Source organism: Gracilibacillus thailandensis (assembly GCF_010994055.1).
Classification (GTDB): domain Bacteria; phylum Bacillota; class Bacilli; order Bacillales; family Amphibacillaceae; genus Gracilibacillus; species Gracilibacillus lacisalsi.
This window is the reverse complement of sequence record NZ_WJID01000078.1, coordinates 1-15,347: the sequence shown is the minus strand read 5'-3', so window position 1 is coordinate 15,347 and position 15,347 is coordinate 1. Positions and strand designations below refer to the sequence as shown.

Sequence of the window (15,347 nt, the reverse complement as noted above, 5' to 3'; positions counted from 1 at the left end):
AAAAAGTGGATCTTCAGGACAAACAGGTCCCACAGGAGTGGAAGGGGGTGGCCTTCGTTAAGCTATGCTCCACAAAACTAATACGAAATCAACCAGTCGATTTCTCCACCATATGTAGAGTAGGGTGCAACTATGCTAAAAGGGTTAGTACTGTAGAAAATTTTTGTTCCATGAGTTCATTTCTTTCTATAATGAGAGAACAAAAATAGCGTAGGCAGAATACGGAGACTCCTGTGGGATCAGCACAAGCCGAAGATCCACTTGGTAAAGTGGTTTTCTTTACCAAGTTAGCTGAGGCTGTGCCCACGGAAAGCGCAGTATTCTGCCGGAGCGGTATCCCAGCACTCCTTATGGAAGGAATGGAAAAAAATCTCACTCCACAAATTTTTACTAGTTCGCAGTATGTACCTACTACAAATACATACCGATTGATTATGTCGGATTATCATATTATGAAAATGCGTTTTTGGCCAATGAGGAGATAACCATGTCATCCATTGGTGGGTTATGAAGCCCTGCTCGTACGTCACGGTAATATTGTTCAAACGGCATGTTTTTAGACAAGCCACGTCCCCCAACAATGCGCATCACGAGATCGACTACTTCATTAGCACTATTAGTAGCAACTAACTTTACAGCTCCCAATTCTTTCATTAACTGCCTGCGTTTATCTGGATATCTATCCCATTTCTCCGCAACACTATACATAAAGTAACGTGCCTGTAATAATTTTAAATCTATTTCTCCGACTTTATTGCGAACATGTTCCACTTCAGATATCGGCTTATTTAAACTGTTCGGCTGAAATTCTTTAGCAAATTGAATCACGTCATTGCGAGCTGCCATTGCAATGCCTAAGTAACAGGCTGGAATATGTAATAACCACCCTTTTGGACCTGGTCTCTTTGGTTGATCACTTATTTCTACTAAGTTATCTTTTGGTACACGAACATTCTCTAAAATTAAATCATCACTACCTGTACCGCGCATACCTAAAGTATCCCATGTTTTTTCGACACGCAAACCTTCTGTTTCCTTTGGAATTAAGATAGAACCAACAGCATCTTTGCCTTCCACATAAGCAGTGACAATATAATAATCTAGCACTAATGCCATCGTTGTAAATGTCTTTTTCCCATTTACAACATATTCTTCACCATCTAAAACAGCAGTAGTTTCCGGTACTCCGCCACGTGTTGGACTTCCGGTTGCAGGTTCTGTAGCACATCGGTTGATTAACTTTTGTTTCTCTCCTATTTCTTTGGCTATGTACTCAAACTTTTGCTGGTCCCATAAGTTCTCTTCGCTTAATTCTTTAACTACTCCTAAGTGCCAGCCTATAGACAAGGCTGTTGCACCGTCCCCTTCTGCTAATTTCTCCTGGACAAGCAAAAATTCATATAAAGATAGCGATTCTCCACCATATTCTTTTGGTAATGTTAACGATAAATAGCTTTCTTTGCGTAAATTTCCGATATTTTCTTTAGGCAAAGCTGCTTCACGATCGCCTTGTTGCCTTCTATTTTTGATTTTCTTTGCTAATTGTTCTGCTTTCCGATAAAGCATTTCATGCCGGTCTGTCTGAATAAAGTTACTTGACAAGTCCATAATCTGCCTCCTTTCATTGCTACTTTGATGATAGCGAACTATCATGTTTTTTGCCACTAATCTACTCAATGACTTTAATGAATAGAATGCATAGTTAAAAGTCAAACAACACATACTAACGATAATCTTTGACCTAGAGGTGTCTATCATGATAAGAAAAAAAATCTCCCACAAACGCAATCAACATAAACACTCTAAAAAAGACGTAAACAATTTTGGTGACCTAATCCACCTTATGAAGGCTAGTGATGATTTTAAGCATTTTACGTTAGGAAACGTAAATAATATTGAAGTCTTTTATTATCAATCGTTAATCAATTTAGACAAGATTGAAGTTACACTTTTCGGAAAATTAGAAGACGCTAAGATAGATAATCTTGATGTTTTAGAAAACTTGTTACCTTTTTCAGAGACAGAGATCACTTCAGATTTAACCATAATTGAAGAAAAATTATTAACCGGATATATGGCTCTTAAGCTTACGAATAACAGCCAAAATATATTACTGATTCCAGCTAAATTTGAAGTTGATCGACAAGTGGCTATGCCTGAAATTGAATTTAGTGTGATCGGCCCTAAACTTGCTTTCATCGAAGATATTAATACAAACATTAATCTCATTCGAAAAAGAGTAAAATTACCGCAATTACATATAAAAAACATTGAAGTAGGCAAAATTACCAAAACGAATGTTGCAATCACCTATATAGATGGAATTGCTAATCAAGATAATGTCGATACCATCATACAAAGAATATCCGCTATTGAATATGACCAAATCATGGACAGTTCTTTTGTTTCACAGATGATATCTGACAATTCTCAATCACCCTTTCCACAATTAATGGATACCGAACGCCCAGACCGGGTCAGTAGTGCTTTAGTGGAAGGAAAAATCGCCATCGTCGTCGATGGCTCACCTCATGTCCTCATTGCACCGACTACATTAGTTGAATTTTTTGCATCTTATGAGGATTATTTTTTAACATGGCCGCTTGCCAGTGCATTTCGTATTATACGTATATGTGCAGTTATTTTTTCGGTTCTGATTACACCGATGTATGTTGCCGTGTTAACTTATCATTATCATATTGTTCCTGGAGATCTTTTGGGGACATTGGTTTCCTCTAGAAAAGACATTCCATTCCCGCCGATACTGGAGGTTTTGATCTTAGAATTAACGATCGAACTATTACGTGAAGCTGGAGCACGTCTTCCAACCAAAATCGGCCAAACAATCGGTATTGTTGGTGGTATTGTAATCGGGACAGCAGCAGTAGAAGCAGGACTTACAAGTAATGTATTACTTATATTAATCGCATTAGCCGCACTGGCGTCCTTTACTACACCTATTTATCGGATTGGTAATACGATTCGGTTACTGCGTTTTCCATTTATTATATTTGCCCAAATATGGGGGCTTGTTGGAATTACAATTGCGGCAATGTTTCTTATCACACATCTGTTAAGGTTAACTTCACTCGGAAGACCGTTTCTGGAGCCTCTATACCCTCCTCGTTGGAGAGACTTGAAAGATGCTGTGATTCGGTTTCCGTTTAATTTGCAAGGATCAAGACCTGTAATTACTACAGCAACCGATAAACATCGAATCAATACGAATAGAACGAGGTTAAAACGTGGAAAGCGAAAGTAGGTTGATCATGAATCATTTCAAACCGGACATCACCCAGATGATTTCACCCTTTTTGTTACTCTTTATCATTCATGCAACTCAAATCGGAGAAGGCATATTAAGTTTCGAACGGCAAATTGCAAGTATCGCCGGTTATGACTCCTGGATTAGCATTATTCTAACCGGTGTACTTACAACCTTCATTGTTGTGATTATTTGGAAAATTGTCGGAGAAGAGCAAACTGATTTCATGGCAATTCATCAGTATATATTTGGTAACATATTAGGAAGATTGTTAACTTTTTTATTCAGTTTATATCTGTTCGCTGTCTCCATGATTGTATTAGTTTCCTATATCGAAATTATTCAAATTTGGTTTTTCCCTGAGATGTCGATCCATTTTTTTATGTTTATTTTACTCATGTTAGTCTTATATATTAGTTTAGGTGGATTTCGAATTGTGGCCGGATTCGCGTTTTTCAGTGTCTTTGTCACTGGTTTTTTAGCAATTTTAAAGTACAAGGCTTTTACAGATGGTCATGTTAATAATTTGTTACCTGTTTTTAATACTCCACCAAAAGATATCATTCTGGCTATGGAACCAATGTCCCTTAGTTTACTAGGCATTGAATTAATTTTAATCTACGCACCGTTTATACATCGTTTTCAATCTGGATTAAAGTGGGCGGTTTCAAGTAATATTTTTACAACTTTCGTCTACTTTTTTTCTGCCATTGCGATATTTATGTATTACAATGAGCAACATATTCAGTTTATATCCTGGCCAACTCTACAATTATGGAAGGTTATTAACTTTCCGATTATCGAAAGATTTGAATATGTTGGAATCAGCTTACACTTGATCGCCATCATCGCAACCAGTTGTTTATATTTTTGGGCAAGTATGCAATGTTTTTATCGGTTAACCAGCTTCTCTTTCCGGAAAATCAGCATCTTTTTTGCCCTTATAGGGATTTCAAGTGTTCATTTCATTCATAATTTTCTTATTATTGAAAAAATAACGCTAGCCCTAACAAGGATTGGGATGATACTATTATTTGTCTATGTTCCTTTATTATATATTTGCCATAAACTTGCATCAGGAGTGAAGAAAAAACATGCGAACAAATAACGGATGGCTTATATTGTTATGTTGCTTAGTTTTAACAGGTTGCGTCAAAACGAAAATACTTGATGATGTTGAATTAATTATGACATTCGGTTTCGATTGGGATCCAACTTCGGAAAATTACAAGGGGACTGCTGTTGCCCCAGTATACGGTCAAAATGAACAATCGGAATTGGGTGAAAATATCCGCTATACTGGTGAAGCAAAAACTTTTCAAGATATTAACTCGTTTATTCAAACCGAAGCCCCCTTTCAAGTAGAAGTTGGCAATATAGTAAATATAGTATTTGGTGAGGACCTTGCAAAAAAAGGGGTAGAGGAAATTATTTATGGAATTAATGAAATACCCGATCTAGGACGCGATATTAACGTCGCAATTGTACAAGGAGATGCAGAAACACTGCTAAAAACGGATTATAGAATGGAATTAACCCTTTCACGCTTCATCGAGAAACTAATTCTAAATAATAGTAAATCCAATATTCCCAAAATGAATTTGCATCAATTTAATTATCGCTTAATTGGCGATGGAATGGACCCTTTCCTTCCCATCTTGAGACAAAGTGAAACTTCTATCGATATAGTAACTTTGGGTATGATGAAGGATGATAAATTGGTTCATCAAATTCCCTATGAGCAATTTTTTACCTTTAAATTATTATATGAAGATTGTGAAGACCATACGTATGAATTTGAATGGGAAGAAAAAAACAAGACAGTCGCCATTAGCTCGATTCGCTCGACAAGAAGTTTACATTGGAAATCAAAAAATGAGGTAGTCATAAAAGCTGATATCATTGGTACGTTAACAGAGTCAAAAAAGGGGGAAATTCAATCTTTTGCAGCAAAAAAAGAATTGGAACAGGCTGTTGAGAAAAAACTGGAAGAAGAAGCGAATCAATTAATACAGACTTTTCAAGACTTAGAGATTGATCCGCTCATGGTTGGAGCTTCTGCTAGAAGTAAGTTTAGAGATTGGAATCGGAAAGAGTGGGAATCTCAATATCCAGAAATCACGATTACCCCTGACATCTCATTCGAATTAGATTTAAGTAACATTGTACAATAATAATGCTTCCTTTGTTTCCTTCTTACCATTTTTTTGTTATAGTATATCGTGCTGGGAGGCGAATACGATGTTACAAAATATGGCTCGATCATTTGTTATATATATCATAGGTATTATTACGTTAACATTAGGGATTTCATTAACGATTCAATCACAGTTAGGAGCATCACCTTTTGATGCCTTATTGGTTGGTTTGTATCGATCATTTGGATTAACGATTGGAAGCTGGGAAATCATCGTTGGCTTTACCATCGTCATGCTCAATGCTATCGCAATCAAAGCAAAACCTGAATGGTTTGCCATGCTAACTTCATTCATTACAGGACTCGGGATCGATTCATGGCTATTTATCCAAGGATCTTGGCTAACACCTGATAATTGGTTGGAGCAATCAGCCATTCTACTATTTGGCATCATTTTCAGCGGAATTGGTATTGCCATCTATTTAGAATCTAGCTTCGCACCAAATCCGATGGATCGCTCCATGGTTATCATAACGGATAAAACTGGCTTGTCGTTTGGTATATCTCGTGCTATTATCAGTATTGCTTTAGTGATCGTCGCCCTCCTCTTTCAAGGCGATGTTGGAATCGGTACCTTAGTAAATGCATTATGTACTGGTGTTATTATTCAAGCATTACGACCATATGTTGTTTTAGTTAAACAGAAATATGTTGTTCCAAGCATGAAAGCAAGTTAATAGCTAAATGCTAAGCTGATCTGCGATTCGTTTAGTAGCCCTTATGATTATGGCATTATATCAACTGCTTGATCACCTCCGGCTTCCCACTTCCCTTTCCGTGGGGGTTAACTTTTCCTTTTCAAAGCGCCCGCTTAGTTTCTAGTGCTTGGAGCTAAACAGGAACACTATATTAATACTTTCTTTTCTTGCCGAGCAAAAACCCGTTATCTGGAGTGATAACGGGTTTTTCCATACGACACAAAGATAATGTATAGTTTCTGTTATTTATAATAATTTATCCAATGTTTCCTTTACACGGTCCTCTGTAAATGGTTTTACGATAAAATCAGAAGCTCCTGCTTTTATCGCGTCTAATACCATTTGTTGTTGCCCCATTGCAGAACACATAATAATCGTTGCATTAGAATCCTTACCTTTTATCTCCTTCGTTGCCTCTACCCCATTCATTTCTGGCATGGTAATATCCATGGAAACAATATCAGGTTGTAATTCTTCATACATATTTGCTGCTTGTTGTCCGTTCTCTGCTTCTCCAACTACTTCATGTCCTAAATTTGTAAAAATATTTTTTAATTGCATACGCATAAATGCAGCATCATCTACAATTAATACTCGTGCCAAGGTATTCCCCTCCGTTGATATATGTAATTTTTATTCATCCACTACTTGTTGCACTTCATTAATCTCATCCACACTTAATACATAATCAAGGTCTAATAAAAGCAGCATACCCCTATCTTCTAGTTTGGCCACTCCTTTTATATATTGATAATCAACACCTTTTACTAATTCTGGTGCGTCTTCCACTACTTCAGGTGAAATATCAATTACATCTGTCGCTTCATCCACGATTAAACCTACCTGGACTTCACGAACATTTGCGATTAGTACTCTAGTCTGTTCCGTAGGCTCAGCCTCTTCCATTCCTAGTCGCGTACGTAAATCGATAATCGGAGTCACACTACCACGTAAATTAATAATTCCTTTAATAAAATCAGATGTCTGTGGTAATGAAACAATCTCTTCTAATCTTTCAATAGAACGAATTTGATCAATATTTGCACCATATTCTTGATTCTTTAATTTAAAAATAATTGTTTTAGTTATTAAACTTTCCATTATATCGTCACCAGCCTTTATTGATTTAATAAGAGTGACATTTTCATATCACCAATGCTTGGATAATGAATTTCTACCTCAAGTATTCTTTTAAAACCAGATAAATTTGCATTACCACTAATAATAGTTGGGTGTGTAATATCTGTATCAATTCCTGCATTTGCTAAGTGAGTAGAAAGTCCTCCTGCTAACATATTACCTAATTCACCTGAGAAGGAATCTAACATCTCTTCTGACAACTGCATACCATACAAAGCTTCTCCAATCGAACTGAATACATGATGATCTGCTTGAATTAATAAATCCCCTTTGAATGTTCCACTATACCCAATCAATACGCCATACTCTACATTCAATGGATTAGTAGTCATTTTTGGCGATTCAAATTGATGTTCAACTGGTACAACATTTTTGATGGATTGGACAGAACCATTATATAATTCTTTGATGACCTCATTTGTATTCACTTCAGTTGATGATGACATATTCATTTCCCCTTAATCTTATCTAGTAAAATTTAATTAGTCCTCACATTCCATAATACCTAATGATAAGACAATACACAACAGGATTCATCAATTCTAAGTGAATTTTATGATATTTAACTACTATTATATCATATTATCCCCTCTATTATGTAGGTATTTTTTCCTACTTAGGTAATCTTTGAAGATGTTATACCATCGAAATATCTACGGGAAGAGAAGCAGGCCGCTGGGACGTTATAAATATACAGCAAACAATTTCCAACTAATTACTTCGTTTAACACAGTTATTGCACGGTTTTTATACTTGACTGATAAAGAAAAGGACTGCCAGAGTATCATAATTGATATTCTGAAACAGTCCTTATAAATCTAGGCAATGATCAGGTGTTTCTATTGTATCCCACACCTTATCGATTGGTTAATGAAGGTTGAACCGTGGCTTTACGTTTAGTACCGTGATAAATTATTATTCACTTAGTTCCGTTGTAATTTCTTCGATTTTTGCAAGTTCTGATTGTAGACCGCCGCCACTTAAGTACCATAGCGCACCATCTAAGTAAATAATTCGTTCATTTTCATAAGCTGTTGTTTGTTTTATAATGTCATTTTCCATATCAGCATCGATATTAGATTCACCATTTATTGCGGCTGTACGGTCGATAACGAATAATACTTCTGGATCGAATTCTAAAATTGCTTCAAATCCGAAATTAGATCCGTGAGACGAAGACTCAATATCATCAGTTACTGGTTTAAAACCATATTCATCATAAATATAACCGAAACGAGAATTCGATGCGAAACCAGATAAGCTTCCTTCATTGTACATTGTTACTAAGCTAGTTTCATAGTTTCCTGCTAAAGATTCTATTTCTTCTAAGGCTGAATCAAATTTAGACAGATACTCTTCTGCTTCTGCTTCTTTATTGAACATTTTTGCTGCGATATCAACTGACTCTAAGAATGTATTCCAATAATCATCCTGTTGAGTACCAACAAATACTACATTTGGCGTAATTTCTTTTAATTGATCATAAAATGCTGACTGACGACCAGAGATAAAAATTACATCCGGTTCTAATGCTGCGATATCCTCAAGTAATGGCTCTTTTAAACTTCCAATGTTAGTATACTCATCAGAAGCATAATCTTCTAAATGAGATGGCAACGTATTCCCATTTGCAACCCCAACGATTCCTTCAACTCCAAGTGCATCTAGTGTATCTAAGAAACCATAGTCAAACACTACAATATTTTCTGGCATTTCTTCAAATTCAACATCTGCAAATTCATATGCTGTACCATCTCTTCCCTCTGATGATGAGATAGTTGGAGATATAGTCATAGGATAAGCAGCATTCTCATCCTCTGTTGTTTCATCACTTTCTGTTGCATTATCTTTTGAAGCTTGATTTTCTTCTTGATCTTCTGAAGCTGTTGCCTCATCTGTTGCTCCCTCTTCATCAGCACCGCAAGCTGCAAGCGCAACTGCGAAAACTAAAAGTATTAAAGCTAATAGCCACTTCTTCATACTTTTCTCCCCTTATGTATAATTTTTTAATAATGATAATCATTATCACTGATAACGATTATCATTATACAATTGAAAATCATTCTCGTCAATACTATTTTTAATTTTTTCCAAAAAACAGTCTAAAGGATCAAATCTATCCTTTAGACATTCTATTCCTATTTGATTAAGAACCTGTATGTGAATTAAAATAGACACATATTCGACATCCATCTTGTTCTTGAATCGGTATATCCATATCGTATATTTCTCTTAACGCATCTGAATTTATAATGTCATTCGTTGGCCCATTTTTGACAAGTTTACCATTTTTTAGTGCAACAATTTGGTCTGAATAAACAGAAGCAAAGTTTATATCGTGCAATACGATAACTACTGTTCTCCCTAATTCATTGACAAGCTTACGTAATATTTTCATAATTTGAACAGAATGCTTCATATCTAAGTTATTTAAAGGCTCATCAAGTAGAATATAGTCTGTATCTTGTGCAATAACCATCGCAATAAAAGCACGTTGCTTTTGTCCTCCAGATAATTCATCTAGAAATTGATCTTCCATATCGGTTAGATTCATATATTCCATCGCCTGATCAACAAATCTATTATCTTCTGCATTTAATCTTCCCTTAGAATATGGATAACGACCAAAAGCAACAAGTTCACGAACTGTTAAGCGAACATTGATATAATTCGCTTGTCTCAATATCGAAACACGCTTGGCAAATTCAGTGGATTTCCATTTTTTTACGTTGTTTTTATCAAGTAACACTTCTCCTGTATCTGCATCCAATAACCTACTCACCATTGATAGAAGTGTAGATTTACCAGCACCATTTGGTCCGATAAACGATGTAATCGTTCCTGGTTGAATAGCAACGGAAACGTCATCTACAACAGACTTTTTACCAAATTGTTTCGTTAGTCTCTTGATTTCTATCATGCTGTATCCCTACTTTCTTTTAATAATAGATAAATAAAGTAAATACCCCCGACAAAATTAATGATGACACTTATTGTTGTACGTAATTCCAATACATGTTCAACTAGAAATTGGCCGCCTACCAATGCCAAAATACTAAACAAACTAGCGCCTATAATTAAAACTGAATGCTTATAAGTGACAAAAAATTGGTAAGACAAGTTTGCTACAATTAAACCAAAGAAAGTAATCGATCCTACCAGTGCAGTAGAAGTAGCAATTAATACTGATGATAATATAAGAATGTTCATTACCATACGGTCATAGTTTATCCCTAAATTAATTGCGTTTTCACGACCTAGTGACATTACATCTAATTTTTTCATAATGAATGAACCGTATATAAACGAAACAAGCAAAATTCCAAACGCAATATATAACAACTCTGCTTTTACTTTTGTAAAGGAAGCAAATAAAAGTGATTGAAGACCCAAATATTCAACCGGATCAATTAATACTTGCAGAAAGGTCACTAAACTTCCTAGAAGTGTACCAATAATCATTCCTATTAATAACAATAAGTAAATTGGATATTTATCAGCACGGAATAAAAAACGATACAGTAATAATGCGAATATCACCATAGCTACGAGTGCTGCACCAAAATTTAAATATTTATTAACTATCCAAATCGACATCGATCCTGCAAAAAAGTAGATTACTGTTTGCACTACCTCATACATTGAACCAATCCCCATAACCGAAGGAGTTAAAATACGGTTATGTGTGATTGTTTGGAAAACAACTGTTGCATACGATATGGCAACCCCAGTAATGACCATCGCAGCCACACGAATCATTCGTCTAGGGAAAGCATAATCAAATCCACCTTTGATATCATAAAATCCATACAATAAAACACTGATAAGTACCAATATAAATAACAAAATCAATTTCGTACTATTTCGCATATGCTCTCCCCCTAAATAACATAATTAAGAAGATCGCACTGCCGATTACTGCCACTGTAACATTAACTGGAATCTCATAAGGGTGAATAATAATACGACCAATAATGTCACATATTAATAAGAAGACAACACCCAATAACATCGTGTGTGGTATTATTTTTCGTAAATTATCACCTAAATAGATAGAGACAATATTAGGTACAATCAACCCTAAGAAAGGGATAACTCCTACAGTAAGCACAACTGTTGTAGAAATTACGGCAACAAGAATAAGTCCTATATTCAATACTACTTTATAACTTAATCCTAAATTTTTTGCGAACTCTTCTCCCATACCTGCGACTGTAAATTTATTTGCGTACAAGTAGGCTAAGATAATAGCTGGTATACTGACATAGAGCAACTCATATCGACCAGAGATAATTAATGTAAAACTTCCCATTAACCATGCAGAAATATTTTGGATAAGATCTGCTTCATAAGCAAAAAAAGTAGTAATGGATGATAAAATATTTCCGTACATAATACCAATCAAGGGTACAAAAATGGCATCCTTAAACTTAATTTTATCTAGAATTTGCATAAACACTAGTGTTCCAACTAGAGCAAATGCAAAACTAAAAATAATTTGTTGGGTATATGTAACGTTTGTAATAAATAACATTGAAATTAAAATTCCAAGTTTCGCTGCATCTAATGTACCAGCTGTCGTTGGTGATACAAATTTATTACGGCTTAATGATTGCATAATTAAACCCGCAATACTCATTCCAGCTCCTGCTAAGATAATCGCCATTAAACGAGGCACTCGGCTGATGAAGAAAAGTTGCGCTTCATCAGATTGCCAATCTAACAGATGACTAATCTTGATATCTATCGCACCTATAAATAAAGATATAAATGACAGAATAATAGTTGCAATTATTAAAATCCATAATTTCATGCTTAATCCTCATAACACGTCATATTCTTAGAATGACATATTGAAAATGATTATCATTCCAAGTACGAGTTAAATTATAAGTAAATAAGAAGAAATTGTCAACCAATATAATAATAGATGATAGTAAAATAGCTCAAACCTTTTGTAGCTATTAATATTACGTTATAATGTTTATTGATTCTACTGCTGAAATGAGGAAGAACTAATGATTGTGATTATAGATAATTATGATTCTTTTACTTATAATTTGGTGCAATATTATCGCCAAATGAGCGAAAATGTTATTGTATACCGAAATGATGCTACAACAATTGAAGAAATCGCCTCTTTAGATCCAAGTCTGCTTGTTTTATCACCCGGACCAGGTGCGCCGGCAGATAGTGGAATTTCACCCCATCTAATAGAACACTTTCATAACTTGATTCCTATTTTTGGCGTATGTCTCGGAATGCAGGTTATTGTTGAATTTTTTGGGGGAAGTATCACTCCAGCTAATAATCCTATGCACGGTATGACAAGTACGATCCACCACAAAAATTTAGGTGTTTTTAATGGTTTACCGCGATCATTTGATGTCACTAGGTACCATTCATTAATTGCAAATAAAAATACCATTCCTAATGAGTTATTAGTAACTGCATATTCAGAAGATCAAACCGTAATGGCAGTCCAACATCAACAACTTCCGATCGAAGGAGTTCAATTTCATCCTGAGGCTATTCTCACGGATTATGGATATGAAATCGTTAAAAATAGTTTACGCTTAATACAACCAACTACGTATCGAAAGGATGTGCTGTAAATGGAAACATACCTTCAGTTCGATTTTGAAGGAAAAGAAAAAACATTTACTCATCCAATTGATATCATTACTGTATCTCACGTTAGCAATATACACCATGCTTTTAACAGGATAGAAAAAGCTTTGAATGATGGATATTATGTCGCCGGCTACGTTTCCTATGAGGCTGCTCCTGCCTTTGATAATAGTTATATCGTACACGATAATCCCTCCTTACCATTAATATGGTTTGGCGTCTTTAAGGAATTTACTACGTTCAAAACTAAAAATGATTATGTACCATATTCCATCTCTACATGGAAAAATACTGTAAGTCATAAAAAATATAACGAATCCATTGCAAAAATAAAATCATTAATTGGACAAGGTAACACCTATCAAGTAAATTATACAACTAGATTGAAAGCACGGTTTACCGGTGATAGTTATTCATTTTATCAACAGTTGTTACAAAACCAATCAGCTTCATATTGTGCTTATTTAAGTATGGAGGATTTTCAAATACTTTCTGTTTCACCTGAACTCTTTTTTCATGTATGTAATGGACAAATGACAACAAAACCGATGAAAGGGACAATAAAGCGAGGAAAAACATTACGTGATGATGCAATATTAAAAGAACAATTAATAAATTCAAAAAAGGATCGAGCAGAAAACGTAATGATCGTCGACCTATTACGCAATGATTTAGGGAGAATCGCCAAACCAGGAACAGTAAAAGTAGAGCGTTTATTTGACATAGAAACCTATCCAACCGTTCATCAAATGACCTCAACCATCTCCGCAACATTAGAAAAAAATACTGTATTTGATTGGTTTCAAGCATTGTTTCCATGCGGCTCTATTACCGGTGCTCCCAAAGTAGAAACAATGAAATATATAGCAGAATTAGAAGACACACCAAGAGAGGTCTATTGTGGCGCAATCGGATTTATAACCCCTCAACGAGAAGCAATGTTTAATGTTCCTATTCGTACAGTTATTATTCGAGAAAATCAAGCAACATATGGAACTGGAGGAGGCATCACCTGGAATTCTGTACCTAAGGATGAATATCAAGAATTAAAACAAAAAGCAGCAGTTCTTTATCAGAAAAGTAAACCATTTTCTTTATTAGAATCGATCAAATTAGAACAAGGGAATTATCCTTTACTCTCCTTTCATATGAATAGGTTGAGAGAATCTGCTATTTATTTTCAAATTCCACATCGTATAGATTACATTGTGCAACAATTAGAAGAACTTGCGACTAAAAACACAAATGGGACTTTTAAAGTAAGGCTGCTTTTACATTCAAATGGTGAAATTACATTAGAATGTAAATCTGTTAAACCAATACCAGAACCAATACAAGTTACGATTGCCCGAAAGCCAATAGATAAAGAAAATATCTTTCTTTATCACAAAACCACTAATAGATCTGTATATAAGGTTTTCGAGGAATATATGCCGATGAATGCATTGACAACATTATTGTGGAATGAAGATGGGTTCATTACAGAATTTACAATAGGGAATGTTGTATTAGAGAATAATGGTCTATACTATACGCCCCCAGTAACTGATGGACTATTGGCCGGAACTTATCGTCAAAAATTACTCACTGATGGAATTATAAAAGAAAAAAGTGTTTCATTAGACGAGATAAATAATTTCGATCACATCTGGTTTATTAACAGTGTCCGAGGATGGCTTAAAGTACAATTAATTCAATAATGTTCAAACAAATATGTCGCTCTTACTACTATATTTTTGTTAAAATCTGAATAGAGTATAATTAGGAGGTATAACGATGAATGCATATGAAGAATATATGAGAGAAATTACACAGTCCATGCGTGATGAATTAACTAAAGCTGGATTTGAAGAATTAGTAACACCTGAAGCAGTAGATCAATTTATGTCTACAAACGAGGAGACAGCACTAGTTGTGGTAAACTCTGTTTGTGGTTGTGCAGCTGGATTGGCACGACCTGCAGCTGTTCAATCATTAGACGGGGAGCAGAAACCCGCAAAGCTTGTTACCGTGTTTGCTGGTCAAGATCGGGAAGCAACTGCGAAAATGCGTGAATACTTCGAGGGTGTAGAACCTTCTTCTCCATCCATGGCCATTGTAAAAGGTGGAGAATTGAAACATTTTATTCCTCGTGAACAAATTGAGGGGCATGAAGTTGAAGACATTGTCACGCAACTAACCAATGCTTATTCCGAATTTTGCTAACTTTAATATTTGATACGAATCCTAACGAAAGGATGAGCGCATAATGCTCATCCTTTCTTTTATAAGTAAAGAAAGGATATAATCCGCGGTATCAACGCATTTGTAAGCAGAGTAGCCATTTTGAAATAGCATGTACAGGAAACCATCGCTGCGGCTGTCCACTTCCCTTTCCATGGGATTTTCGCCTAAGCTATGAAACTGTTCTACAACG

The 15,347-nt window shown here is 35.3% G+C and carries 16 protein-coding genes; 7 read left to right on the top strand and 9 right to left on the bottom strand.

From position 1 onward, the window contains the following. Nucleotides 1–450: 450 nt before the first annotated feature. Nucleotides 451–1,608 carry an acyl-CoA dehydrogenase family protein gene (locus tag GH715_RS18645; RefSeq protein ID WP_153836716.1) on the bottom strand — a complete coding sequence of 386 codons (1,158 nt, stop codon included), beginning with the start codon at nucleotides 1,606–1,608 and terminating at the stop codon, nucleotides 451–453. A 148-nt stretch (nucleotides 1,609–1,756) separates the two neighbouring features. On the opposite strand from GH715_RS18645, the gene GH715_RS18640 reads away from it, so the two are divergent. The 4 genes from GH715_RS18640 to GH715_RS18625 all read left to right on the top strand — a co-directional run bounded on the left by GH715_RS18640 (nucleotide 1,757) and on the right by GH715_RS18625 (nucleotide 6,139). Beyond that, nucleotides 1,757–3,262, top strand: coding sequence for a spore germination protein (locus tag GH715_RS18640; protein ID WP_153836715.1), 1,506 nt, complete (start codon nucleotides 1,757–1,759; stop codon nucleotides 3,260–3,262). 7 nt (nucleotides 3,263–3,269) lie between these two features. Further along, entirely contained in the window at nucleotides 3,270–4,373 is a 1,104-nt protein-coding gene (locus GH715_RS18635) for a GerAB/ArcD/ProY family transporter (RefSeq protein ID WP_153836714.1), read from the top strand. Further along, nucleotides 4,360–5,439, top strand: coding sequence for a Ger(x)C family spore germination protein (locus GH715_RS18630; RefSeq protein ID WP_153836713.1), 1,080 nt, complete (start codon nucleotides 4,360–4,362; stop codon nucleotides 5,437–5,439). The genes GH715_RS18635 and GH715_RS18630 overlap by 14 nt, the downstream gene beginning before the upstream one ends. 67 nt (nucleotides 5,440–5,506) lie before the next feature. Next, nucleotides 5,507–6,139 carry a YczE/YyaS/YitT family protein gene (locus GH715_RS18625; protein ID WP_153836712.1) on the top strand — a complete coding sequence of 211 codons (633 nt, stop codon included), beginning with the start codon at nucleotides 5,507–5,509 and terminating at the stop codon, nucleotides 6,137–6,139. A 267-nt stretch (nucleotides 6,140–6,406) separates the two neighbouring features. Here the strand turns inward: GH715_RS18625 and GH715_RS18620 are convergent, their stop codons facing one another. The 7 genes from GH715_RS18620 to GH715_RS18590 form a co-directional block, all read right to left on the bottom strand. Beyond that, a complete protein-coding gene (locus tag GH715_RS18620; RefSeq protein ID WP_018930875.1) occupies nucleotides 6,407–6,763 on the bottom strand; it encodes a response regulator in 357 nt (118 codons plus the stop codon). A 30-nt stretch (nucleotides 6,764–6,793) separates the two neighbouring features. Beyond that, nucleotides 6,794–7,261 carry a chemotaxis protein CheW gene (locus tag GH715_RS18615; protein ID WP_153836711.1) on the bottom strand — a complete coding sequence of 156 codons (468 nt, stop codon included), beginning with the start codon at nucleotides 7,259–7,261 and terminating at the stop codon, nucleotides 6,794–6,796. A gap of 17 nt (nucleotides 7,262–7,278) precedes the next feature. Further along, a complete protein-coding gene (locus GH715_RS18610; protein ID WP_153836710.1) occupies nucleotides 7,279–7,746 on the bottom strand; it encodes a chemotaxis protein CheX in 468 nt (155 codons plus the stop codon). 469 nt (nucleotides 7,747–8,215) lie between these two features. Continuing rightward, nucleotides 8,216–9,280 carry a siderophore ABC transporter substrate-binding protein gene (locus tag GH715_RS18605; protein ID WP_153836709.1) on the bottom strand — a complete coding sequence of 355 codons (1,065 nt, stop codon included), beginning with the start codon at nucleotides 9,278–9,280 and terminating at the stop codon, nucleotides 8,216–8,218. Between the two features lie 166 nt (nucleotides 9,281–9,446). Next, a complete protein-coding gene (locus GH715_RS18600; RefSeq protein ID WP_153836708.1) occupies nucleotides 9,447–10,220 on the bottom strand; it encodes an iron ABC transporter ATP-binding protein in 774 nt (257 codons plus the stop codon). Continuing rightward, a complete protein-coding gene (locus tag GH715_RS18595; protein WP_153836707.1) occupies nucleotides 10,217–11,170 on the bottom strand; it encodes an iron chelate uptake ABC transporter family permease subunit in 954 nt (317 codons plus the stop codon). Before GH715_RS18595 ends, GH715_RS18600 begins: the two co-directional genes overlap by 4 nt. Then, nucleotides 11,160–12,113: an ABC transporter permease gene (locus GH715_RS18590; RefSeq protein ID WP_153836706.1), complete on the bottom strand. Its 954-nt coding sequence runs from the start codon at nucleotides 12,111–12,113 to the stop codon at nucleotides 11,160–11,162. Before GH715_RS18590 ends, GH715_RS18595 begins: the two co-directional genes overlap by 11 nt. A gap of 205 nt (nucleotides 12,114–12,318) precedes the next feature. Between GH715_RS18590 and GH715_RS18585 the strand changes: the two genes are divergently transcribed. The 3 genes from GH715_RS18585 (at nucleotide 12,319) to GH715_RS18575 (ending at nucleotide 15,136) form a co-directional block, all read left to right on the top strand. Then, on the top strand, nucleotides 12,319–12,915 hold the full coding sequence (locus GH715_RS18585; RefSeq protein ID WP_153836705.1) for an anthranilate synthase component II: 597 nt from the start codon (nucleotides 12,319–12,321) through the stop codon (nucleotides 12,913–12,915). After that, nucleotides 12,916–14,631 carry an aminodeoxychorismate synthase component I gene (pabB, locus tag GH715_RS18580; protein ID WP_153836704.1) on the top strand — a complete coding sequence of 572 codons (1,716 nt, stop codon included), beginning with the start codon at nucleotides 12,916–12,918 and terminating at the stop codon, nucleotides 14,629–14,631. It begins immediately after the preceding gene. A gap of 76 nt (nucleotides 14,632–14,707) precedes the next feature. After that, complete coding sequence (locus GH715_RS18575; RefSeq protein WP_153836703.1) at nucleotides 14,708–15,136, top strand: BrxA/BrxB family bacilliredoxin; 429 nt, start codon at nucleotides 14,708–14,710, stop codon at nucleotides 15,134–15,136. A gap of 21 nt (nucleotides 15,137–15,157) precedes the next feature. On the opposite strand, the gene GH715_RS21395 is transcribed toward GH715_RS18575, so the two are convergent. Then, nucleotides 15,158–15,347, bottom strand: a 190-nt coding sequence (locus tag GH715_RS21395; protein ID WP_205601871.1) for a hypothetical protein, incomplete at its 5' end; no start/stop codon positions are given.